General features: G+C 57.6%; 22 protein-coding genes. 8 read left to right on the forward strand and 14 right to left on the reverse strand.

The annotated features are described in order from the left end of the window. Positions 1-145: 145 nt before the first annotated feature. From dgcA to ACQUQP_RS15245, 5 genes are all read right to left on the reverse strand, one after another. Complete coding sequence (dgcA, locus tag ACQUQP_RS15225; RefSeq protein ID WP_432695877.1) at positions 146-2,209, reverse strand: dimethylglycine demethylation protein DgcA; 2,064 nt, start codon at positions 2,207-2,209, stop codon at positions 146-148. A 90-nt stretch (positions 2,210-2,299) separates the two neighbouring features. Further along, positions 2,300-2,833, reverse strand: coding sequence for a DUF5943 domain-containing protein (locus tag ACQUQP_RS15230; RefSeq protein WP_432695878.1), 534 nt, complete (start codon positions 2,831-2,833; stop codon positions 2,300-2,302). A gap of 663 nt (positions 2,834-3,496) precedes the next feature. Next, the gene (locus tag ACQUQP_RS15235) at positions 3,497-4,474 is read right to left on the reverse strand and encodes a dipeptidase (protein ID WP_132297709.1); all 978 of its coding nucleotides are present in this window, start codon (positions 4,472-4,474) and stop codon (positions 3,497-3,499) included. A gap of 296 nt (positions 4,475-4,770) precedes the next feature. Continuing rightward, a complete protein-coding gene (locus tag ACQUQP_RS15240; RefSeq protein WP_432695879.1) occupies positions 4,771-5,919 on the reverse strand; it encodes a GlxA family transcriptional regulator in 1,149 nt (382 codons plus the stop codon). Between the two features lie 296 nt (positions 5,920-6,215). Continuing rightward, on the reverse strand, positions 6,216-7,613 hold the full coding sequence (locus ACQUQP_RS15245; protein WP_432695880.1) for an L-serine ammonia-lyase: 1,398 nt from the start codon (positions 7,611-7,613) through the stop codon (positions 6,216-6,218). Positions 7,614-7,895: 282 nt separating this feature from the next. On the opposite strand from ACQUQP_RS15245, the gene fdhA reads away from it, so the two are divergent. Both fdhA and ACQUQP_RS15255 read left to right on the forward strand, forming a co-directional pair. After that, positions 7,896-9,092: a formaldehyde dehydrogenase, glutathione-independent gene (gene fdhA / locus ACQUQP_RS15250; protein ID WP_432695881.1), complete on the forward strand. Its 1,197-nt coding sequence runs from the start codon at positions 7,896-7,898 to the stop codon at positions 9,090-9,092. Positions 9,093-9,314: 222 nt separating this feature from the next. After that, the gene (locus tag ACQUQP_RS15255; protein WP_432695882.1) at positions 9,315-9,995 is read left to right on the forward strand and encodes a MaoC family dehydratase; all 681 of its coding nucleotides are present in this window, start codon (positions 9,315-9,317) and stop codon (positions 9,993-9,995) included. A 52-nt stretch (positions 9,996-10,047) separates the two neighbouring features. Here ACQUQP_RS15255 and ACQUQP_RS15260 read toward each other — a convergent pair whose 3' ends face one another. Continuing rightward, positions 10,048-11,304, reverse strand: coding sequence for a D-amino acid dehydrogenase (locus ACQUQP_RS15260; RefSeq protein ID WP_432695883.1), 1,257 nt, complete (start codon positions 11,302-11,304; stop codon positions 10,048-10,050). Positions 11,305-11,543: 239 nt separating this feature from the next. Here ACQUQP_RS15260 and ACQUQP_RS15265 point away from each other — a divergent pair, with 239 nt between their 5' ends. The 5 genes from ACQUQP_RS15265 to ACQUQP_RS15285 all read left to right on the forward strand — a co-directional run bounded on the left by ACQUQP_RS15265 (position 11,544) and on the right by ACQUQP_RS15285 (position 14,836). After that, on the forward strand, positions 11,544-11,894 hold the full coding sequence (locus ACQUQP_RS15265; protein WP_432695884.1) for a RidA family protein: 351 nt from the start codon (positions 11,544-11,546) through the stop codon (positions 11,892-11,894). Between the two features lie 178 nt (positions 11,895-12,072). Next, positions 12,073-12,768, forward strand: a complete 696-nt coding sequence (locus ACQUQP_RS15270; RefSeq protein ID WP_432695885.1) for a dienelactone hydrolase family protein — start codon at positions 12,073-12,075, stop codon at positions 12,766-12,768. 82 nt (positions 12,769-12,850) lie between these two features. Next, positions 12,851-13,822, forward strand: coding sequence for a D-2-hydroxyacid dehydrogenase family protein (locus tag ACQUQP_RS15275; protein WP_432695886.1), 972 nt, complete (start codon positions 12,851-12,853; stop codon positions 13,820-13,822). Positions 13,823-13,838: 16 nt separating this feature from the next. Beyond that, entirely contained in the window at positions 13,839-14,327 is a 489-nt protein-coding gene (locus tag ACQUQP_RS15280; RefSeq protein WP_432695887.1) for a hypothetical protein, read from the forward strand. 17 nt (positions 14,328-14,344) lie between these two features. Beyond that, positions 14,345-14,836 (forward strand): GNAT family N-acetyltransferase, encoded by a 492-nt coding sequence (locus tag ACQUQP_RS15285; RefSeq protein WP_432695888.1) that lies wholly within the window; start codon positions 14,345-14,347, stop codon positions 14,834-14,836. Positions 14,837-15,000: 164 nt separating this feature from the next. On the opposite strand, the gene ACQUQP_RS15290 is transcribed toward ACQUQP_RS15285, so the two are convergent. From ACQUQP_RS15290 to ACQUQP_RS15315, 6 genes are all read right to left on the reverse strand, one after another. Next, entirely contained in the window at positions 15,001-15,906 is a 906-nt protein-coding gene (locus tag ACQUQP_RS15290; protein ID WP_432695889.1) for an AraC family transcriptional regulator, read from the reverse strand. A 423-nt stretch (positions 15,907-16,329) separates the two neighbouring features. Next, a complete protein-coding gene (locus tag ACQUQP_RS15295; RefSeq protein ID WP_432695890.1) occupies positions 16,330-17,223 on the reverse strand; it encodes a SphA family protein in 894 nt (297 codons plus the stop codon). Positions 17,224-17,289: 66 nt separating this feature from the next. Further along, complete coding sequence (locus ACQUQP_RS15300; RefSeq protein WP_432695891.1) at positions 17,290-17,817, reverse strand: flavin reductase family protein; 528 nt, start codon at positions 17,815-17,817, stop codon at positions 17,290-17,292. A gap of 10 nt (positions 17,818-17,827) precedes the next feature. After that, positions 17,828-19,060: a styrene monooxygenase/indole monooxygenase family protein gene (locus tag ACQUQP_RS15305; RefSeq protein ID WP_432695892.1), complete on the reverse strand. Its 1,233-nt coding sequence runs from the start codon at positions 19,058-19,060 to the stop codon at positions 17,828-17,830. A 39-nt stretch (positions 19,061-19,099) separates the two neighbouring features. Beyond that, entirely contained in the window at positions 19,100-19,888 is a 789-nt protein-coding gene (locus tag ACQUQP_RS15310) for an SDR family oxidoreductase (protein WP_432695893.1), read from the reverse strand. An 11-nt stretch (positions 19,889-19,899) separates the two neighbouring features. Beyond that, positions 19,900-21,135, reverse strand: a complete 1,236-nt coding sequence (locus ACQUQP_RS15315; protein ID WP_432695894.1) for a dienelactone hydrolase family protein — start codon at positions 21,133-21,135, stop codon at positions 19,900-19,902. 222 nt (positions 21,136-21,357) lie between these two features. On the opposite strand from ACQUQP_RS15315, the gene ACQUQP_RS15320 reads away from it, so the two are divergent. Then, a complete protein-coding gene (locus ACQUQP_RS15320; protein ID WP_432695895.1) occupies positions 21,358-22,368 on the forward strand; it encodes an AraC family transcriptional regulator in 1,011 nt (336 codons plus the stop codon). Between the two features lie 46 nt (positions 22,369-22,414). Here ACQUQP_RS15320 and ACQUQP_RS15325 read toward each other — a convergent pair whose 3' ends face one another. Both ACQUQP_RS15325 and ACQUQP_RS15330 read right to left on the reverse strand, forming a co-directional pair. After that, the gene (locus ACQUQP_RS15325) at positions 22,415-23,674 is read right to left on the reverse strand and encodes a TRAP transporter large permease (protein WP_432695896.1); all 1,260 of its coding nucleotides are present in this window, start codon (positions 23,672-23,674) and stop codon (positions 22,415-22,417) included. After that, positions 23,671-24,219: a TRAP transporter small permease gene (locus ACQUQP_RS15330; RefSeq protein ID WP_432695897.1), complete on the reverse strand. Its 549-nt coding sequence runs from the start codon at positions 24,217-24,219 to the stop codon at positions 23,671-23,673. Before ACQUQP_RS15330 ends, ACQUQP_RS15325 begins: the two co-directional genes overlap by 4 nt. Between the last annotated feature and the right edge of the window lie 44 nt (positions 24,220-24,263).

Genomic DNA, 24,263 nt, shown 5'->3' on the forward strand with positions numbered 1-24,263 from the left:
AGGCAGAACGCTTGCGGATAGTAAGGGTCGAACGGGACCGACTCACCCTCACTCATTCCCTGAAGGGTTCACACCGGCATCCCTGCCGGTGTGTGTCGGATAGTGTTCAACGGACTTTCATTCCGGGCGCCCTGCCAACCGGCGCTTACAGATCCTTGCAGAGACGCAGAGCGTCGTAGATCGCAGCGTGAGTGTTACGCTGGGATACGCAATCACCCAGACGCCACAGAATCATGCCATCGCCCTGCTCGCTCAGCACCGGCTGCGGCTTGATATCGAACAGCGCTTCGACGTCGATCTGCCCCTTGTTGCGAGACTCGGCCTTGAGCTCGTAGTACAGCGCTTCGTTCGGGCGGATGCCGTTCTCGACGACGACCTGGTCAACAACGCGCTCTTCACGCTGACCGGTGTACTCGTTCTCCAGCACAGCTACCAGCTTGTCGCCTTCGCGGTATACCTTCTCCAGCATCAGGTCGGAGGTCATGATCACCTCCTTCTCGTACAGGCTGCGGTAGTAGGTCGGGAAGGTGGTACCACCGATGCCGACACCCGGCTTGATATCGTCGGTGACCAGCTCAACCATGGAGCCCTTGGCCGCCAGGTAGTCCGCGGCGGACATACCGGAGAACTCACAGATAGTGTCGTAGATCAGCACGTTTTTGCCAGGTTCTACCACACCGTTGATCACATCCCAGCTGGATACGACCAGACCTTCAGCAGCGCCCCACTCCGGGTTCTGCTCAACAAACGGAGTACCACCGGTCGCCAGGATGCAGACATCCGGCTTCAGGTCGCGAATCATGTCGGCGTTGGCTTCGGTGCCCAGACGTACGTCAACGCCGAGACGGTCCAGCTCCATTGCCAGCCAGCGGGTGATACCGGCCATCTGGTCGCGCTGAGGCGCCTTGGCAGCGATAGTCACCTGACCGCCCAGCTCTTCCGCTTTCTCGACCAGGGTCACCTTGTGACCACGCTCGGCAGCGACACGGGCCGCTTCCATACCACCAGGGCCACCACCGATAACGACAACGTTACGGACAGGGCCAGTGGTTTTTTCGATGATGTGCGGCAAACCCATGTATTCACGGGAGGTCGCGGCGTTCTGGATGCAGAGTACGTCCAGACCCATGTACTGACGGTCGATGCAGTAGTTGGCGCCGACGCACTGACGGATCTGGTCAACCTGATCCATCTTGATCTTGGCGATGAAGTGCGGGTCAGCGATGTGCGCACGGGTCATACCGACGAAATCGACGTAACCGGCTTCCAGGATACGCTTCGCCTGGTTCGGATCCTTGATGTTCTGGGCGTGGATAACCGGTACGGAAACCACTTCCTTGATGCCGGCCGCCAGGTGCAGGAACGGCTCCGGCGGGTAGCTCATGTTCGGGATAACGTTAGCCAGGGTGTTGTGAGTGTCACAACCGGAACCAACCACACCGAAGTAGTCGATCAGGCCAGTCGCGTCGTAGTACGCCGCGATCTGCTTCATATCGTCGTGGTTCAGACCGTCCGGATGGAACTCGTCACCGGTGATACGCATGCCGACAACAAAGTCAGGACCAACCGCTTCACGTACGGCTTTAGCCACTTCCAGACCGAAACGCATGCGGTTTTCAAAGGTGCCGCCCCACTGGTCGGTACGCTTGTTCACACGCGGAGACCAGAACTGGTCGATCATGTGCTGGTGTACTGCAGACAGCTCGACGCCGTCCAGGCCGCCCTCTTTCGCACGTACGGCCGCTTTCGCGAAGTCGCCGATTACGCGCCAGATTTCTTCCTCTTCGATGGTCTTGCAGGTCGCGCGGTGTACCGGCTCACGGATGCCAGACGGAGACATCAGGTTCGGCCAGTTCTCACCGTCCCAACGGGAACGACGGCCCATGTGGGAGATCTGGATCATGATCTTGCCGCCGTGCTTGTGCACAGCGTCAGCCAGGTTCTGGAAGTGCGGGATGATACGGTCAGTAGACAGGTTGACCGAGCTCCACCAGCTCTGCGGGCTGTCGATGGAGACAACACTGGAACCGCCGCAGATGCAAAGACCACAACCGCCCTTGGCCTTCTCTTCATAATATTTAACGTAACGATCGGTGGTCATACCGCCATCGGTCGCGTAGACCTCGGCGTGAGCGGTACTGACGATACGGTTACGGATGGTCAGCTTGTTGATGTTCAACGGCTGGAACAGTGCATCGAACTGCGACATGGTTCACCCCAACTTTACTAAGGGCCGAAACCGCCTGTGGCGGCTCCGGGTTTGTTCTTTTGTTTTCGCTGAACTAGTTCAGCACGTTCTTTAAGCTACGGGCGTTACTTCGAAGATACCGTAATCGCAGCCTTCTTCTGCAGCGCTTTGGGTCTGTACCGCTTTAGTGCGTACGGAGTAACCCAGGCTGTCAGCGATCTGATCCATCGCCCCGGCAAACCAGCCAGTGAACATGTAGTCCACCTTGCGGTTAACCTTGCCGTACTGGTAAACGAACGCGGAGTTTTCCAGACGCACGCGGGCGGTGCCCTTTTCCAGGTCCAGCTCTTCGGTAATGAAGAAGCCCCAGCCACGCTGAGACAGACGCTTCAGGTAGTGATGCCATACGTCAGCACCGGAGATACCGTGCTCTGCAGCTTCTTTTTCACACCAGTAGTAGGCGGACTTGTAACCGGCCTTGTAGAGGATTTCAGCGTAACGCTCAGCACCAATCTCTTCTTCGATCCCCATGTGGTTGTTTACGAAGAAATGGCGCGGCACATACAGCATCGGCAGTGCATCGGTGGTCCAGACGCCGGTTTCGTCGTCTACATTGATCGGCATTTCAGGTGCGTGGCTACTCATATTCTCAACCTCCAACAAGGGCATTTGTCCGCATTATAGGTAGGCACCTGGGGGCCAATGTTGCTGGAAACGACACGCATAACACTGGAAACGAAGGGGTTAAATAACCCTGCAGTCGCTACCGGTTAGGCGGTTCGCTTCTGCCTGATGAGGCGCGCCATGCGCCACTCAGACCAACAACACCAACTCTCCAGACCTCCCGCGATGTCTGAGCTCAAGCCAAAATGCCATCATCGCCCGACATTCCCGTTCCGGTTTCCGCAACGGGTGTTCACATGTTGCCAACACTACGAGCATGTGAAAGGAGGGCCTTTTCTGTTTGCGTCATCCAAACGAAATAGAGGGACAGAAAACGACATGGTGAAAATTTAATATCAATTAATAGCCGAAAAACCGGCTCCCGGCGGCGCGGAGGCAGCCTAAAACCAACAAAATGTCGCAAAACACGGAATTAAGCCGGCGGAACCAGGAGGCCCCGAGAAGAGAGAACGGAAGGCGGGCTGGGGCTGGGAGCGTCAAAAACGACACCCCTAACCGACCAATACAGAGACAAGCGCAAAAAGACCGAGAGGCTTCCCTCTCGATCTTAAAATTTTAGCCGCCCAAAGCGGCATGTCGCACAAAAGCTGCGGACAGGAAGCCCGTCACCGGGCTTCGCAGGGATTACTCGCCCCAGACCTCGCCCAGGATGCGCACCCAGTTTTCGCCCATGATCTTGCGGACCTGGGTTTCAGTGAAACCGTCGTTCAGCAGTGCTTCGGTCAGGTTCGGGAACTCACCCAGGGTACGGATACCTTTCGGGTTGATGATCTTGCCGAAGTTGGTCAGACGACGGGCGTAGCCCTTGTCGTGAGTCAGGTATTCAAAGAAGTCCTGGCCCTGACCCTGAGTGAAGTCGGTACCGATACCGATCTGGTCTTCACCAACGATATTGAACACGTAACGGATCGCTTCAACGTAGTCTTCAATGGTGGAGTTAATGCCGTTCTTCAGGAACGGTGCAAACATGGTCACACCAACAAAACCGCCGCGGTCAGCGATGAATTTCAGCTCTTCATCGGACTTGTTACGCGGATGCTCTTTCAGACCGCTGGGCAGGCAGTGCGAGTAGCACACCGGCTTCTTGGACTCGAGGATCACCTCTTCAGAGGTTTTTGAACCTACGTGAGAGAGGTCGCACATTACGCCGACACGGTTCATCTCCCACATGATCTCGCGACCAAAATCGGACAGACCACCGTCACGCTCATAGCAGCCGGTACCGACCAGGTTCTGGGTGTTGTAGCACATCTGCGCGATGCCCACGCCCAGCTCTTTGAAGATCTGCACGTAGCTGATCTGGTCTTCGTAGGCGTAGGTGTTCTGGAAGCTCATCAGAACGCCGGTTTTGCCTTCGGCCTTTGCCCGACGAATATCATCGGTCGTGCGGACCTTGAGCAACATCTCAGGGTTTTCATCGATAATCTTGTTAACGCCGGCGATGTTATTCACCGTGCCCTGAAAGTTTTCCCAAAACGCCATGGTGCAGCTTGCGGTGGTAACACCACCCTTGTGCATATCCTGGAACAGCTCAAGGTTCATCTTTCCGCAAACCAGACCATCGATGACGATGGCGTCTTTGTGCAACTCTGCTGCGTTCATCTTTCCACCTATTGTTACTGGAACCGGCTACTGGTGCCTTCAATGCCATTCAGAATAGGACTAAAGCACGCCGGCGATTGTTCTAAAAGCGGCATCCGACTGACCTATAACGCAGCGATCCCAGCAGACCAGGTATCGACTGATGGCAGGAGCAACGCCCTCGTCGCGATCAACCACCCGGGGGTTGAATCACGGCCGCGCCAATACCGATCGGCGCGGGGCGCCTCCTACAATCCGCCACAAAAAAAGCCGCACCCCCGAAAGGACGCGGCTTTCTGCCGGAACCGGATCACCTGTTACTGCAGTGATACGGAGCCGTATGTGGGTTCGAACTGCGCTTCGCTCAGCGCGCGCAGCGCCAGTTCACTGTTGCTACGCTGCAGCTGCTCGCCCTTCTGGTTCAGCCCCGGCAGCGCCGTGGTGACCAGCGGGGTTACGGTCTGCGAGCGCTCCTGGCTACGCATACCGCTGCGCTCTTCACGCGGCGGGATACCGATGTGCTCGCGGTAGCATTTGCTGAAGTGCGGCGTGGAGACAAAACCACAGGCTGCAGCGATCTCAATGATCGACATGGAGGTCTGCTTGAGCAGCTGACGTGCGCGGAACAGACGCAGCTTCAGATAGTACTTGGAGGGCGAACACTGCAGGTACTTCTGGAACAGGCGCTCCAGCTGGCGACGGGACAGACCGACGTAACCCGCCAGCTCATCCAGCTCGATCGCCTCTTCGATATTGGACTCCATCAGCGATACCGCTTCGACCAGCTTCGGCTGAGTGGTGCCGAGCACATGACGCAGCGGGATACGCTGGTAGTCAGACTCGTTACGCACACGGTCGCAGATAAACATCTCGGAGATACCGGCGGTCAGCTGGTAGCCGAAATCGCGCTTGATCATGTTCAGCATCATATCCAGCGGCACGGTTCCGCCACTGGAGGTCATGCGATCACGATCGATCACGAACAGATGATTGGTGCAGCGCACCTTCGGGAAAGCTTCCTGCAGCGATGCGATACATTCCCAGTGGGCACTGCAGTCGTAACCGTCCAGCAGACCCGCCTCGGCGAGCAGGTAAGGACCGGTGCAGACACCGCCAATCAGGATATGCTTGCGCGCCATGGACTGCAGCCAGCTAACCTGGCGACGGCTGAAGCTGCGGGTGATATTCACGCCACCAACGACGATGAGAGTGTCCAGTGGCGGCGCATCGGCAATGGAGCTGTCCGGCGTGATGCGGATACCATCACTGGCCATCACCTCGGCGCCATCTTCGGTCAGCGTATGCCAGTTATACAACTCGCGGCCGCTCAGCTGGTTCGCCATCCGCAGCGGTTCTACCGCCGACGCCAGAGCAATCATGGTGAAATTATCCAGCAACAGGAAACCGATGTTGCGGGACTTGTTTTTGACTGCCGAAGCATGACAGGAAGAAGAGAATTCAGACATTGCGCTAACCCCATTTTTACTATGCGGCACACACAGCAAACAGTGTGCCTTTCTTATACTTATCGTTGGGTTGCTCAGAGCCGATGTCGCAATTTTTAATAGATGCGGCGGAATCACTTCAATTCGCCGCAAACCCTTGCCCCATCGGCTCTAGAGACTCGCGCACTATAACTGAATCTGCGCAAAACGCGACCGTAAATGTGTCGTTTTTTGCACCTTTTTCTTACATGCATGCTCCGTTTCGGAACAAGGAATTCTGACCGATAAATCAGCTAATCCCGAAAACCAATTTCAAATCAACACTCGACGGCGTTTACACCCACCTCGATCGCATTAATGGCCAGACCGCCGCGGGAGGTTTCCTTGTATTTGTCCTGCATATCACGACCGGTATCGCGCATGGTGCGGATCACTTTATCGAGCGAAACAAAGTGCTCGCCGTCACCCCGCAGCGCCATCTGAGCCGCGTTGATCGCTTTCATCGCTGCAATCGCATTACGCTCGATACAGGGTACCTGAACCAGACCGGCGACAGGGTCACAGGTGAGGCCGAGGTTGTGCTCCAGGGCTATCTCTGCTGCGTTTTCCACCTGAGCCGGCGTACCGCCGAGCACCTCGGTCAGACCGGCTGCTGCCATGGCACAGGCGGAGCCCACTTCGCCCTGGCAACCCACTTCAGCACCGGAGATGGAGGCGTTCTTCTTGCACAGCGCGCCGATGGCTGCCGCCGCCAGACAGAAGTTCACCACATCCTCATCGGAGGCCTGCTCCTTGAAGCGCATGTAGTACATCAACACCGCCGGTACGATTCCTGCTGCACCATTAGTGGGCGCGGTAACCATACGACCACCGGCCGCGTTCTCTTCATTGACCGCCAGGGCGTAAAGGTTGACCCAGTCCATGGCGCTCAGCGTAGAGCTGATCACGTTGCCGGCGGTGGCCTCTTTCAGTGAGCGGTACAGCGACGGTGCACGACGGCGAACCTTCAGACCACCCGGCAGAATACCTTCGTTCTCCAGGCCGTTGGCGACACACTCCTGCATCACTTTCCAGATGCTGTCGACACCGGCGCGGATCTCCGACTCGTTACGCCATACCTTTTCGTTTTCCAGCATCAGCTCGCTGATTCGCAGGCCGTTTTCACGACAGAGCTTGAGCAGCTCTTCAGCGCTGTTGAAGTCGTAAGGCACTGCCACCTGGGGCACCAGGTGCGCAGATGCCGTGGCTTCGTTTTCATCCAGAACAAAACCGCCACCGATCGAGTAATAGGTATTCTGGAACAGCTCTCCGTCACTGCCGTAGGCGGTCAGGCGCATGGCGTTGGGGTGATACGGCAGCACCTCGTCGATAAACAGCATGTCGCTGTTCCAGTCGAACTCGATACCGGCACCGCCGGCCAGGGTCATGAATCCGGTTTCACAGACAGCTTTCACGGCCGGCTCGATCACACGCGGATCGATGGTATCCGGGGAATAACCCATCAGACCCACCAGCGTCGCCTTATCGGTTCCGTGGCCAACACCGGTGGCGCTCAGTGAACCGAACAGTTCCACCTGGATGCGCTTCACCTGATCGCGCACACCGGCTTCTTCAAGCTGTTCGACGAAAGTAAGCGCCGCCCGCATTGGACCTACGGTGTGGGAACTGGAGGGGCCGACCCCGATCTTGAACAGATCAAATACACTGATACTCATGACTCACTCCGAGGCGCCAGGCCTGCTGCTGGGTGTTGCTGAATTGTTATGACTGACTAGCTAGTCGAAACGCCATTATCTGGTCGCCCCGCAAACGCGGCATGTCACATAACGACGCCTGCTGATACGGTTTCGACCGCCATGTCTTTCACAGACATATGGATGTCTCAATTGAACATGTTGTGCTATACCCCGGGGCGTAGGGTTGCCGTTATTCCAATCCGCTGGAACGGAATTACCCTATAACTACACAAAAACAATAAAGCTAATGGAGACCTCTACATGAGTAGTGCAAACAACCGGGGCGTCGTTTACAAGGAACCGGGCAAGGTTGCCGTCGAGTCCATCGCCTTCCCTGAACTGTCACTGGGTAAGCGCAAATGCGACCACGGTGTCATCCTGAAAGTCGTAACCACCAACATCTGTGGATCTGACCAGCATATGGTCCGCGGTCGTACCACAGCCCCCTCAGGCCTCGTACTGGGCCACGAAATCACCGGACAGATCATCGAATGCGGACGCGACGTGGAATTCCTCAGCGTCGGCGATATCGTATCCGTACCGTTCAACATCGCCTGCGGCCGCTGCCGTAACTGTAAAGAAGGCAACACCGGCATCTGCCTGAACGTAAACCCGGCCCGTCCGGGCGCCGCATACGGCTACGTCGACATGGGCGGCTGGGTCGGTGGCCAGGCGGAATACGTCATGGTGCCTTACGCTGACTTCAACCTGCTGAAATTCCCGGACAAGGATCAGGCGCTGGAGAAGATCAAGGATCTGACCATGCTGTCTGACATCCTGCCCACCGGATTCCACGGCTGCGTTACCGCAGGTGTAGGCCCGGGTTCCACCGTTTACATCGCTGGTGCCGGTCCTGTCGGTCTGGCCGCTGCGGCGTCCGCCCACCTGCTTGGCGCTGCCTGTGTCATTGTAGGCGACATGAACATCGACCGCCTGAAACAGGCCGAAAGCTTCGGTTGCGAAACCATCGACCTGACCGAAGATGGCGACATGGCTGACAAGCTTGAAGCGATCCTGGGCGAGCGTGAAGTGGATGCATTCGTTGACTGCGTAGGCTTTGAAGCCCACGCCTGCGGCTGCAACCACGGCAAGGAAGCGCCGGCCACCGTACTGAACTCTGCCATGCAGCACACCCGTGCCGGCGGTCAGATCGGTATTCCGGGCCTGTACGTGACCGAAGATCCGGGTGCGGTTGACGATGCCGCCAAGCACGGTGCACTGAGCATGCGCTTTGGACTGGGCTGGGCCAAGTCCCACTCCTTCCATACCGGCCAGTGCCCGGTCATGAAGTACCACCGTCCGCTGATGCAGGCGATCCTGTTCGACAAGATCAAGATTGCCGACGCGGTCAACGTCAAGATGATTAACCTGGACCAGGCGCCGAACGGCTACGCCGACTTCGACGGTGGCGCCGCGAAGAAATTCGTTATCGATCCGCACGGTACCGTTGCGGCCTGATAGCGCCCCCACAGCACCGCCGCCCGGCGGTGCTGTTCGCTTTGCCCTACCCGCCCTACCGCTCCCCGCTTGAACAAATCAGCCCTGCGTCTGTCCCAAGCTCCTGCCCAGACCGATTATTTCCCCTCACATTGCCGGGAAATGTCAGTTGTCACATACTCGCAAGATAATCGTGGATGTTATGATTCACTGGTTTCAGCTTCACCCGAGCAGGATCTGACGATGGATGTCATCGAGTTTCTTAAAGAAAAAGAGCGGTCACTGAAGACACGCATCACCGCGCTGGACCTGAAAGGTTCGTCCAGCGAGCATCTGCGCCAGCTGACCTATTTCATCAGTCACTCGCTCAACAATACCCTCAACAACGCCTGGGTTTCCCGCATCAAGCTGTTCTCCGAGCAGGAGGATGAGCAGGCGTTTCAGGGACTGATGAACCCCAAGGTGATCAGTTTCTATCGCAACTGGCAGGACAGGCTGGATAAAGAAGTGTTTGTCGGCGAATGGATGACCGTGGACCAGGCGCGCATCGACAGCTTTGCCGGCGTTACCGGCGATCAGCAGTGGATCCACACGGACCCGGCACGGGCCCGCGAGGAATCCCCCTTCGGCGATACTATCGCCCACGGTTTTCTGGTGCTGTCGCTGCTGCCCTACCTGACCGACACCGTCGATCCGGACAAACCGCCCTATCCCGAGGCACGCATGGTGGTCAACCTGGGCCTGGACCAGGTGCGCTTTCCGCACCCGGTGAAATGCGGCAGCCGCATCCGCGCCCGCACCACGCTGAAATCGATGAAGCCTGGCAAACGCAGCCTGGATATGGTCAACCGCATTCAGGTGGAGGTAGAGGGCTCCAAGCGCATCGTCTGCGTCGCCGATGCGGTCTTGCGTCTCTATTTCTGAGTTACCCCTCTACTTCTGAGTTGCGCCTCTACCGCTGACGATAGATCAGCCCTCAGGCGTAGCGGCGGATCGACAGCCCCTCGGGGTCGATATCGGTCTGGCGTTCGCTGATCACATCCGCCACAAACTTCGCCGAGCCCAGTGACATGGTCCAGCCCAGGGTGCCGTGACCGGTATTCAGGAACAGGTTCGAAAGCGCGGTTTCACCAAGAATCGGTGTACCATCCGGCGTCATCGGCCGCAGACCGGTCCAGAACTCGGCGTGCGCTAGATCCCCGGCCCCCGGGAACAGATCGCTGACCACAAACTCGATATTGCGGCGCCGCTTCTCGGTCAGCTCCTTATTGTAGGAGGCGATCTCGGCGGTACCGCCGACGCGGATGCGATCACCGAGACGGGTCACAGCCACCTTGTAGGTTTCATCCATCACCGTAGACGTCGGCGCGTGATCCGCATTGGTAATCGGCAGCGTCAGCGAGTAGCCCTTGATCGGGTACACCGGCGCCTGAATACCTATACCAGCCAGCATCTGTCGGGAGTAACTGCCCAGCGCCAGCAGGTAGTGATCCGCCGTCATCTTGCCACGGGAGGTGGATACGCTGGTGATGCGGCCCGCCTCGGTATTAAGGCCGAGAATATCGGTCTTCATGACGAATTTGACGCCCATTCTGCGACACTCGTCCGCCAGGCGATTGGTAAACAGGAAGCAGTCACCGGTCTCGTCCCCCGGCAGGCGCAGACCGCCCACCAGCTTCTCTTTGACGAAGCCCAGCGCCGGCTCGTAATCAACCAGCTGATCCACATCCAGCGCCTGGTAAGGCACACCGCACTGATCGAGAATCGCCATATCCTCCTGAACCGCCTCGACCTGCTTTTCACTGCGGAACAGCTGGGTCAGCCCCCGGGCCCGGTTGTCATACTCGATACCGATTTCGTTACGCAGCGCCTTGAGGCAGTCCCGGCTGTACTCGGCGATCCGCAACATCCGCGCCTTATTGACGCGATAGGAAGCCTCGTTGCAATTGGAGAGCATTTTCCCCATCCAGCCCAGGGTCTGCAGATCCAGCTCTTTACCGCTGATCATCAACGGGGCCAGATCCTGCATCATCCACTTCACTGCCTTCAGAGGAACGCCAGGCGCCGCCCAGGGTGTAGAATATCCCGGTGAAATCTGCCCGGCATTGGCATAGCTGGTCTCCAGCGCCACATCCACCTGTCGGTCGATCACCGTCACCTCGTGACCCGCTTTCGCCAGATACCAAGCACTGGTTACACCAACGACCCCTGCACCCATCACCAGAACCGCCATGACACACCTCGAACGTTTATCGGTTTATTTTGTGAAAATATAATCACCTGCCTTGTTTTATTTTTACAGGTTTTTATTTTTGTATTTTTTATTATTTTTAGTGTTTTTACCTACATTAAAATAAATAAACAACTACAACCACCGTTCCTGTTATCGTAGAATCTGCTTTCTGCGCGATTCTGTTTTGCACTATCGCCTACCAAACTCAAACCTTTTCAAGAACCTGTAGGACAGCCCCGATGGCTATAGAACGCATCCACTCCACCGATCGCATGAGCCGTATCGTCAAACACAACGGTACCGTCTACCTGTGCGGCCAGACCGCCGGCCAGGCTGAATGGGATATCGCCGAACAGACCCGCCAATGCCTGAGCAAAATCGAGAACCTGCTCACCGAGGCCGGCAGTAACACCGCCTCCATCCTCTCGGTGACTATCTATATTCGCGATATGAAGGATTTCGCCGCCATGAACGCGGTATGGGACGCCTGGGTGGCCGATCTGCCCAAGCCCGCCCGCGCCTGCGTTGAAGCGCGCATGGCACGCCCGGAAATTCTCGTCGAGATGACCGTCACCGCTGCCGAAGCCTGACAGGGCTTAATCTAAAGCCCGCCAGAGGCCGGTTCCGGCCTCTCCTTGCCCCCTTCAGATGCCTGCCCCCCCTCAGAGACCAGCAAGCGGGTATCAGGCACTGTCAGACAGTCGCCAGATCAGTTATTTTTCATCTCCATACCACTGACCCGCCAACCCCAAAACGGAGGAGCAAAGGATGAAAGGCACATGGATCGATATCCCAACGGTCGAAAAGCAGGGCTTTACCGGCTACCTGTCCCTGCCGCCGACCGGAAAAGGCCCCGGCATCGTTATCGCCCAGGAGATCTGGGGCGTAAACGGCCATATCCGCGCCCTAGCTGATCAATACGCCCTGGATGGCTATGTGGTGCTCGCACCGGATGTGTTCTGGCGTCAGGAAAAACAGGTCGACCTCGACTATGACGAAACCGGCAGCACCCGGGCCCTGGCCCTGCGCCAGGCCGTTGATGATGCCCAGGCCGGTGCCGATCTGACCGCGGCCGCCGCGCATCTGAAAACCCTGCCCGAAGTAGACGGCGGAGTGGCCGCCATCGGATACTGCCTTGGCGGCCAGCTTGCTTACCGCGCTGCCGCGGCAGGTGAAGTTGATGCAGCCGTTGCCTACTACGGAGGCGGTATTCAGGACAGCCTGGAGCTGGCGGCTGACATTAGTCAGCCGATCCTGTTCCACTACGCCGAGCTGGACAAGATGATACCGCCCGACGCCGTAGCCAGCGTGAAAGCGGCGTTCAGCGATAAGTCCGAGGCACAGTTCTTCGACTACCCAGGCGTCAACCACGGCTTTAACTGCTGGGGACGCCCCGCCTACGATCAGAAATCCGCGGCACTGGCCCACGGCCGTACGTTGACATTTCTGGCCGAGTCACTCTGATCCCCTTGCGCTCGCCGCTTGAACCGCGCTCGCGCTGCCTGAGCCAGAACTGCACAGGCTTAACCGGTAAGAGGTATCAGCCGTGAAAATCGCGATACTGGATGACTATCAGGATGCGGTCAGCAAACTCGACTGCTTCGACCTGCTGGCAGAGCACGACGTACAGGTGCTGACCCAGACGTACGAGGATCCAGAAGAGCTGGCATCAAAACTCGCTGGCGTCGAAGCCCTGGTGCTTATTCGCGAGCGCACAAGGATCACCGATGCTCTCCTGTCCTACCTTCCCGACCTGAAACTGATCAGCCAGACCGGCAAGGTGAGCAACCATATCGACCCGGCCCTGTGCGCCCGACACGGCGTTGCCGTGGCCGAAGGGATCGGCTCGCCGGTGGCTCCCTCTGAGCTTTGCTGGGCACTGATCATGGCCGCTTCGCGCCGGATCCCGGAGTATGTTCAACAACTGGAGCTTAACCACTGGCAGCAGTGTGCTACCCCCGGGCTGGGGCGCAGCCTTGATGGGCTGACACTGGGCATCTGGGGCTACGGTAAAATCGGCCAGCGTATCGCCCAATATGCCAGGGCGTTTGGTATGAACGTGCTGGTTTGGGGCAGCAAGACGTCACGGCAGAAAGCGTTTGAAGATGGTTTCGCCGCCGCCGAAAGTAAAACCGAATTCTTCAGCGAAGCTGATATTCTAAGCCTGCATCTGCGACTTAACGACGCCACCCGAGCGATCGTCACCCGCGAGGATCTGGCACTGATGAAGCCCGGATCCCTGTTCGTCAATATCAGCCGCGCCGAACTGGTCGAGCCCGGCGCCCTGCTTGCCGAGATGACGCAGCGGACCGATAAGTACGCCGCGCTTGATGTGTTTGAGGCCGAGCCGGCCACACCGCAAAACGAGCCGCTGATGAGACTGCCCAACGTGCTCTGTACGCCGCACATCGGCTACGTGGAACAAAACAGCTACGAGCTTTATTTCCGCGTCGCGTTTGAAAACCTGCTGGCCTACGCAAAGGGGCACCCCAGCAACCTGGTCAGCGCCAACGGCTGAACGAATGAGGTAACCGATGACCAAGCTAAACCCCACCCCTCTCGGTCTGGCTGCAGCACTGCTGCTCAGCCTCGCACACTCTGCTGCGTTGGCCGAGCCGACGCAACAGCAGCACGTCCATCAAATGGCGCACCAGGTAATGCCATTCGAACTCGGTGCCAGCATTCACCTGTTCAAGATGACGGAAACCGGAGGCCGCCAGCGGGTGGTTCTGCGTGAAGGCCAGGACCCGGAGCAAATAGCGCTGATCCAGCGCCACCTCAAGCATGAAGCGATGCGCTTTCAGCAGGGTGACTTTGGCGATCCGGCCAGACTGCACGGTGAGATGATGCCCGGACTCCAGGCTCTGCAGAAAGGCGCCAAACAGATCCGGATACACTACAGCCCCCTGCCCAATGGCGCGGAAATCACCTTTGAAACCGATGACATTCACCTGCTGACGGCGATCCACCGCTGGTTTGGCGCGCAACTCTCGGAGCATGGTGCAGACGCCAAAGCGGAGTGAACCCAGTGGAGATCCCTTTGATCAGAGAAGCCAGCCTCAACGACCTGGATACCTGCTACCAGATTGAAACCAGCGCCTACGCCGGTGATGAAGCCGCCACGCGCGAGAAAATCGAGAAGCGCATTTTGACCTACCCCGAGGGCTTCCTGGTACTGGAGCTCGACGACGAAGTGGTCGCCCTGGTCAACGCTGGCGCCACCGACAAGGTGGAGATGTCCGACGAGGCGTTCAAGGAGCTGATCGGCCACGACCCGGCAGGCAGGCATATCGTTATCATGTCGGTGGCGGTTGCCCCCGCCCATCAGGGCAAGGGGTATGCGGGCCGCTTGCTCAGCGCATTCATCGACCGCATGCGCACCATGGACAAGCGGGAAATCCACCTGATCTGCCAGACGGAGCTGATCGACTTCTACGCCAAGTACGGCTTTGAGTACCGCTGTGTTTCGGACTCCGAGCATGGCGGGCTGAACTGGCACGAGATGACACTGAACCTGAGCACCGGCGGTTAATCAGCTTCAACGAATCCCTGTCACGATCCTGGCCCGCAGCCGTACTCTGGAGTTTCTGGCCGAGCAGCTGTAAGCAGGATTGAGCCTCGGGCGAGCAACCGTTTTGTGGGGTTCGGTATCGCGGTCCGCCGAGTGCGGACCGAACCTGACCCGGCCCTTAACCTCTACCACTGCTGCATCCGGCGCAGGGTTTCACTGGGCTTCTCGCCAAAGGCTTTCTGGTATTCACGACTGAAACGCCCCATATGTGTGAAGCCCCAGCTCAATGCGGTATCGGTAACCGATACGCCGGTCGAACGCTCCTCCAGAGCCGATCTCACCTTTTTGAGCCGTATCTGCTTCACATGCTCCATGGGACTCGTCTGGCGGAAGTCGTGAAAGCCCGCGTACAGCGTGCGTACGCTGACACCTGCCAGCTTTGCCAGTTGCCCGGGCGTTAACGCCTCGCCGGCATGGGCTTCAATGTACTCTTCTACCCGCTTCACATATCGCGGCGCCAGCGATGCCTGGGGTTGATTCATCGCATCGGTATAGCTGTGTGGCTGGACCGCCAACAGCGTACTGATCACCATCTGCTCGAGCTGCTGCCGCACCAGAACCCTGTCAGTGGCAGAGGGGCACTGCTGCAACAGGCTGGTCAGGTAGAGCATCATGTTGTGCCAGACCGGATCAGCCTGCCAGCGCAGCTCGGACCGGAAACACAAGGGAGCATTGAGTGAGTGGCCCAGCTCCTGACTGCAGGCGCGCTCCACCGCCTCACGTTCGATTTTGAACATCAACATATCGCAGTCCCCGCTCCACTCCATGCGCAGCGGGTCTGTCGGGTTCAACACCGCGGCCACCTGCTGGTTGGAGGTGATACGGCTGTCACCACTGGTGATATTGGCGCGACCCACCACCGGCATCTGAATCAGATAAAACTGCTCCAGGTGTTTCGGGTCGATATTGACGTCTGCACCGTACTTCAGGCGGTTGAACTTCACCTGGCCCAGCGGCAGCGAGTGCATGCGCGCATCCAGCATGCTGCCGGCTTTGGCATCGAGACGGTGCGGCCTGTAGGCTGCTGCCACCTCATCTCTGACCTCTTCAAGGCTGATTGAGTGAAACAGCTGTCGATTTACGTCGTCTATTAGCGCCTTCTCTAAACAGGAAGACGGATTCGTGCCTGGGGACATACAGATCTCCCACTTTTTTATTGCGCTTAATCAGCATATAGGCACGAGGGGCTTGATATTTTTTCTTCACTATACCGATAAAACAGAGAGTTCGAGTATTAGCAGGAATATTTCGGCACTATCCGGATACTCCCTGCACTCAGCGGATATTGAGCTCTCGAATGCAGCCCGCAACAGCGTCTCAGCCACTGACACATGAAGGCCTGCTCAAGCGCCCGTCAAACAAGGGAGAGTGCGAAACAGAAGAGGAAAACAACCGGCCACGAAGGCCGGTTAAAAAAGGACTATCAAAAGGAACTGTCAGAAGGGGGAGATAGCTCAGAAGGGAACGATAGCCTTGACCCAGAAAGCGTCGCCTTCAGGACGATTCTCGACCGCGAACTCTTTCTGATATTTCATCGTGATGAAGAAGCCCTGGTCATTGGCGTATTTCACGCTTGGACCGAAGGCGAACGCCTGGCCCTTGTTACCGATATCTACACCATTGACCTCATCACCGGTCACCTGCTTGTAGCCGTAACCACCGACACCAACGGTCCAGTTCGGTGTAACGCCCCAGCCGAGGGAATAATCGAAATGAAACTCCTGGCCGGATTTATAGTTGGTGTCATCGTTCTCAAAGTTGTAGTCATACATCAACTTGATATCGGCATTCAGACCCGTTGGATCCACCCAGGATGCCGCATAGACCGCCTGCACAGCCCAGTAGTTACGGCCGATATTGGCCAGGTCATTTTTGTCGTATTCGCCGATGGGCGCGAACAGATCGATGCCAACAGCCGTATGCAGGTTGGGACTGTGGTGGTAGGCCAGAGCCGCTGTCAGATCCAGGTCTCCGACACCCTGATTACTCTGGCTGAGACCATTCACGGACACATCCAGATCCACCAGAGGCAGCAGTGCGGCAGCAACGAACTGACCACCGAAGATTGTCTTATCGGTTACCCAGAGCAGACGCGGGGCAACCACATTGGCGTCCAGACTGAAATCGATCGGCAGGCTGTTACCGGAGTCGTCGTTCAGATCATCGGCACTGTAATGCTGGGCGTAGATCAGCGGATAAACCCCGGCCGGCGGCAGTGCACCGACCAGGTAGTTTTCGGCGCCCATCGGGTAGTTGGAACCACCACCTTCGGTGGCCTGCGCGGCGCTGGAACACAGCATGGCGATGCTTACTGCGAGCGTGAGCTTTGTCGGTATACGGACTCTCATCAAAGTGTTTCCCTAAATAGGTTGGCGTGATCGGCACCAGCCCGAGAACCGGGCTGGCGGCAACGCTTAGTTCTGCAGGCTGGCAAATGCACCGCGGTAAAACAGCAGCGGGTCAGCAGGCTCGGATCGCATGGCATCCACCTGCCCCACGATCAGCAGGTGATCGCCCAGCTCCTTGGTAAAGCTGACCGTGCATTCGAGCTGGGCCTGGGCTCCGTCAAGCAGCGGCACGTTGCGTGCGTTGGTGGTATGCGCAACCCCGTCAAACTTGTCCGCCACCGGACGCGCGAACTGCAGCGCCAGCTCCTGGTGCTGAGCCGCCAGGAAGTTGATTGCGAAGGGCTTGCCCTCTTGAAACAGGTGAGCGTTTTTCGACTTCAGCGCCAGGCTCCAGAGCACCAGCGGCGGATCCAGGGACAGTGAAGAGAAAGAGTTGGCGGTGATCCCCACCGGAGAACCATCACTGCCCGGCGCGGTTACAACCGTGACACCGGTGGCAAACAGACCCAGGGTGTCGCGTAGTTCACGAGGATCGATCTCATTGGCAGGCATCGCTTCGGCGCGTTCGGCAACAGCCAGGTTTGCAGTCGTCATCTTCGCCTCCTTAAGCCATGTGCTTTTTGATCAGCTCGCCGCAGGCGACGGGGTCTTTCCACCAGGGCATAAACTGGGTCGGGTCGTTGAAGCCGTTGGCGATAATTGAAGCCAGCTCAGGCACCTGCCCGGCAGCGCCCAACAGCTCGAGGATATGCTCGGGCGGCGGCAGCAGCAGGCTGTTGGTCCAGTCCACCACCCCATTTGCGTAGGACCAGTAGGTTTCAAAGGTGGACTTCATCCAGGCTTCATCGAAAGCCTTGTCGCCCTGCTCCATGATCGCGTCCAGATAGATGCGGCTGCACTTGGAAGCGTTGTTGGAGCCCTGCCCGGTGATCGGATCGTTGACCACCAGCGCATCGGCGATACCCATGATCTTGCGACCGGACGGCAGGGTGGCCACGGGCTTGCGCACCGTCGGCGGGAAGCGGCCCGCCAGAACCCCGTTATCGTCGGTGAGCTCCACCGACTGACAGCGGCCGAATTCGCTGGGCGCAAAGTTTTTGATGATCTCCAGGCTGCGCGCCAGATGTTCCTGCGGGGTTTTCACATCGCCCCAGCAGTCCATCGGGCCACCGGGAATACCTTCGAACACCATGATCTCGCAGGGGCCGCTATTAGTTAGCGCCGGGAAGCAAAAGTATTCACCGACACCGGGAATCAGGTTAAAGGAGACACGGGAGAACGGCTCCATCGGTTTCATACCGTGCACATAGGTCAGCCCCAGTGCGCGCTGCGGCTTATCGAAGGTGGAACGCTCGGCATCACGCTCAAACATGCCGACGATGTCGCCCTTACCTGCGGCAACAAGCACCAGATCATAGGCAACGGCCAGCTCTTCCAGCACGTCCAGATCCACGTCGCGGATCTGCAGGTCGCCGCCGAGGCGCACAAATTCGTCCATCCACACCGGCATTTTCATGCGCTGATCCACCGACTGCGCCGGCTTGTCCAGACGCGCTTCCCACTCAATCAGGTTGCTGCCGGCATTAGCGGGATCTGGCACGCGCAGGCCGATACCTTCAACCGGCGGGCAATCCTTCTCCCAGAAATCGATACCCAGGTCGCGCTCGTTTTGCAGCGCCATATCGAACATGCACTGGCTCGACATGATCTTGCCGGCCTTGATCTGTTCACCCGTACGGTTGGAGAGGATAGATACTTCATAACCGGCTTTGAGCAGGCCGATCCCGGTCTGCAGGCCCGACTGGCCCGCACCTACGATTGCGATTTTGCGTGTCATTGGATGACTCCTGATGCGTAATTTTTCTGATCTGTTGGGTTATTCAGCGAGCTTCGGGATCGCCGGTTCCTGTTGTTCCGGTCCTAGCGCCGAGTAACCGCCATCCACCGCGTAATCGGCGCCGGTGACAAAGCTGGCTTTCGGGGAGCAGAGGAACAGCACCACCTGGGCAACTTCCTGCGCATCGCCGAGCCGGCCGAGCATATGGAAGGGAGCGGCAACCCGATCGGCCTTCTCACGGTCCCCACCGCTGACTTCGCCGATCACCCGGGACCAGGTCCAGCCCGGTGACACCGAGTTCACACGGATGCCATCGGCAGCAAAATCCAGCGCCATGCTGCGGGTCAGATGCTTCATCGCCGCCTTACTGGCCGGATAGATCCAGCGTCCGGTCTGTGCCGCCTGGGCAGAGATGCTGGTGAAGTTGACGATGGCGCCGGCAGCGCTCTGCTGGATAAAGGGACGGCACAGCTTGGCGGCCATCACGGCACTGACCAGGTTTATATCCAGTGCCTTGAGCCAGTCGCCGCGGCTGGACTCCACGCCCTCATCGATATAGCTGCAGGCCAGGTTGACCAGATGGTCGATCTGACCGAACTGCTCGGCGGTGCGCTCAACAGCCGCCTTCAGCTGGTCGTCTTCAGTGATATCGGTCTCGATGAACAGAGCCGACGGGCCCAGTTCATCCGCCAGTCTGGCACCGTTATCGGCGTCCAGATCAAGGATCGCGACCCTGGCGCCTTCGGCGACAAAGGCTTTTGCCAGCTCTGCACCGATCAGCGTTGCACCACCGGTAATAACTGCCACAGAATTTTCAAACATGCTCATGACACGCCCCCTTAGGCTTTGCCTTCACTGCTGGACCAGCTGGCCATCAGTTCGTTGGAGGGCAGGCTTTCGTCGAGCAGTTTGGTGGCGGTTTCCCGTCCGGCAACCGGCAGCCCTTCCGGATTCAGCACACCGAGCTGAACCAGAACGGACGCCTGATCCCAGTAGATGTGCTCGTGATACAGCTTGTCGCCGCGGAACTTGACCACCGCCAGCAGCGGGATCTCCACGTAGCGACCGGTGGGGGCGATGCCGGGCACCAGCCAGTCGATTTCTTGATCGTGGGTAAAGCAGAACAGCAGTTCATCAACGATCTGGGTATCACCGATGGTGCGGGAGATTGGCACCAGCTTGGTGTCGGCCGGATTGGAATCTACGAAGTGATGCTTGTAGAAGCGGTAGAGCTCCTTGTAGCCAACACCACCGGTCAGTGTCGGAATGTGATTCACGTAGGGTTCTGCCACCATGGTTGCCATGGTGTCGTCCACGTTACGGGTGGCGAATTCATACTCGCAATGCTTGTCCCATAGATAGGACAGGTCGTAGTTCGGGCCGATAGTCCGGCGCAGTGCGGTAACCGAGCGCTGATGCGCCATCAACGCAGAGGGTTTGTGGTAGTGCTCGGAGCAGGAACGGGCGAAAGCGTGGTCCGCTTCCGGGTAGAGATACAGCTCCATGTTGTCGCGGGACTGCAGCGCGGCGAACAGCTGGTCACGCGCTTCAGCCGGGCAGTATTCATCCAGCTCGGCAAAGTGCAGCACCAGCTTGCCCTTGATGTTGTCTGCCTCGTCCAGATGGTTTTCCATCCCCATGCCGTAGTAGCCGATGGCGGTATCCACATCACAGCGGCAGGCGGTCAGGTAAGCCAGTCGACCACCGAGGCAGAAACCGAGCACACCGACACCAGCGGTAAACTCTTCCAGCCCTTTCAGCGCATCGATGGTAGCGGCGATATCTTCGATACCCTTGTCCTGATCGAAGCCCTGATAGAACTCGAACGCCTTTTTCCAGGATTCCACGTCATAGGCCAGTTCGACCCCGGCTTCCTGACGCCAGAAGAGGTCAGGCACCACAACCAGGTAGCCCTCTTCCGCATAGTAGTCAGCGACCTGGCGCATGTTTTCATTGACGCCAAAGATCTCCTGCAACAGGACCAGACCCGGCCCCTTGCCAGATGCCGGTACAGATACATAGGCGCTGAATTCACCGCTGCCGTCTTTTGCCGAAATATTTATCGATCTTTTCATCAGGTGCCTCTGCTTTGAATGTTGAATGACGATGAATTCATACTAAGCAAAAGCCTTTACCCCTTACGCGCCGAATATGGCAGCGACTATCCACTTAGTGCGGAAAACACATACCGGTTAATCAAATAAGGGTATAAACTTGGAACTAACAGTTGGGACAATTAAAAAACGGCCACACAATAAATTTAAATAAATGGACATCCTGCTATTGAGACGATGCAAATGTCAGGTAAAAGTTCGCCATCAGAAATATTGATCGGTGCCTTACTGGATCAGCCCGATTTAAAAGTGCTGGATTCCGACGACGCTGAAGAGGTTAAAAACCAGGTTGGCCTTTCATTCAAGCCGCATGAGCTTGAATGGCTGCGGGCTGCAGGTGCGCAGCACTCACGCCTGCATCAGTTTTCACTGGCCGCACTCTCCGTACACCGTCTCAGATATGGCGGCGAAGTACGGGTGGACCCGGACCGGCTGGAGGAGTTTTTTCTGGTACAGATGCCGATTACGGGCGGTGCCGAGATCATCTGCGACAATGACAGCATCCTGACCGGCAGCGGAAAAGGTGTGATCATCAGCCCCACACAGCAGCTCAGAATGCATTACTACGATGACTGCGACCAGCTGATGTTACGCATCGACCGGGTGAAGCTGGAGCAGCTCTGTAGCCGCCACCTGGGCCACCCGCTGAAACAGCCACTGGTGTTCAAGAGTGGCTTCAACTGGCTGGAGATACCCGCCTGGAGATATGCGCTGGAATATATCACCCGGTTGCAGAAGGAGAGCCCGGACAGCCTGCAGCAGCCGTTGATTCTGACCCAGCTGGAGGAGCTTCTGATCGCGACGCTGCTAAGCGAACAACCGCACAACTACTCGGAGCCACTGGCCGATGAACGCCCGCAGCCCGTGCCGCGCCACGTCAAACGTGTGGAGGAATATATCCAGGCTCACGCGGACCAACCACTGACCCCCTCAGACCTGGCTGATATCGCCGGAGTCAGTGTACGCAGCCTCTACTACGGCTTTCAGGAGTTTCGCCAAACCGGGCCCATGGAATATCTGCGCAATGTGCGCCTGCAAAGGGTCAGGAAGGCCCTGATGGCTCCGACCTCAACCCTCACAGTCACCGCGGCTGCGAGCCGTTGGGGGTTCAGCCACATGAGCCGGTTCAGCCAGGCCTACCAGCAGCTGTTCGGCGAAAAGCCCAGCGAAACGCTGCGCAAAGCGCGAAGCTGAATTCAAGAGCTGAACAGCCCCGCTTTGCACCTGAAGCATCACCTGATCAGATCAGCGCCAGCACCAGTTCAGGTACCCCTGCCAGCAGCAGCAGCGTGACCAGCGTAGCGAGCAGGAAAGGCAGCAGCGAGCGGAATATCTTCATCGGCGGGATCCCGGTCATCGACGAGCCGATAAACAGCCCGGCACCGACAGGCGGAGTCAACAACCCCATCACCAGCGTCAGGCAGACGACCACACCAAACTGATAAGGCGAGATACCAAACTGGTCCTGGGCGATGGGCAGAAGAATCGGCACCACCAGAATCAAAGCCGCTATGCCGTCGATCACCATGCCGACCAGAATCAGCACCCCGATCACCATCAGCATGAAGACAAAGGGATCGGAGGTCTGCTCGGCAATCCATGCAGCCGCTGCCTGCGGAATCTGCTCATAGACCACCACCCAGCCAAACACCCCGGCGGCGGAGATAAGCATGATAACCATACCCGCGTTAAGCGCCGTTCGCCGCAGGATCTCTGGCAGATGCGAGAACTTAAGGTCCTTATAGATATACTTTCCGATCAGCAGCGCCGCCAGAGATGCCAGTGCAGCAGACTCGGTAGGTGTCGCAAGGCCAGTCAGAATACCGCCAATAATGACGATGGGAATCGAGGCCGCAGGCAGCCCCATCACCAGGAATTTCCGGCGCTGTTCGCGATCCGGCCATTCCCCTTTCGGGTACTGCTGAACCAGCCCCACCACGGCGATCACGATAAAGAACAGCAGTGACATCAGAAGGCCCGGCAGGATACCGGCGATAAACATTTCGGCGATGGGAATCTGCGCCAGCACGCCAAAGAGCACAAACAGCATGGAGGGCGGAATGATGGGAGAGAGCAGTCCGCCGGCGGCCGTAATCGCCGCAGCATAGGACCCAGAATAACCCTCCTTCTCCATCGCCGGCACCATGGCACGGGACATGATCGCAATCTGCGAAGCCGCCGATCCCATGATCGCTGCCATCATCATATTGGCCACCAGGTTGATGTAGGCCAGGCCACCGCGGAAGCCACCCACGAGGATACGCGCAAGATTGATCAGGCGACTCGTCAGACCTCCCTCATTCATCAACTCCCCGGCCAGCATGAACAATGGAATAGCCAAAAGCCCATAACTTTCAATGGCACCAAACAGCTGCTGAGGGTAAGAGTCAAAAAGTACTGAATTACCGGATGTCGCTATATACCACAGCGCTGTCAGTGCCAGAACGAGGGCAATTGGCACACTGACAAACAGAAGAATTAAAAATACGGCAAATGTCATTCTACAGCCTCCTTGGCAAACACCGCCTTTTTAAGACTGCCCAACATATTATTTAGCGTGTGCAAGGTCAGCGAAATAGAAAAAATAGGCAAAATCAGCCAGGGCCATATTTTTTTGACACCGATGGTGTTGGTCTTTTCCGAATATACAAAGTTAAAGGTATCCCCCTGAAACTTTTTGATGTCAAAACCAAAACCTGCAAATGTCATTGGATCAAGCCAGCGCCAGCAAAGCACCAGTACTGCTACCGCAAAGGTGAGAATCATCAGGTCGGAGAGCACCTGCACCCAGGCCTGGGTACGCTGCCCCAGAAGTTCAACCAGCAACGTAACGGCCACGACCTGGCGTCGCTTGAGAGCAACGGATGTGGCCAGAAAAGTGGTCCAGATCATGGCGTAGATCGCCAACTCATCCACCCAGTAAATCGCCATGCCCAATGAACGGCTGGCGATATTCAACAGAATCAGCAGGGTAACGGCAGCGGCCATGATCGCGGCCAGCCCCATCTCAATACGGACCAGCCGGTCTGAAATGAATCCTAACATCGGACTTCCTTGCCCGCAGGCCTGAAGCCTGCGGGGGTTCTGAC

It is taken from the genome of Marinobacterium sp. YM272 (assembly GCF_050908845.1).
GTDB lineage: Bacteria > Pseudomonadota > Gammaproteobacteria > Pseudomonadales > Balneatricaceae > Marinobacterium_D.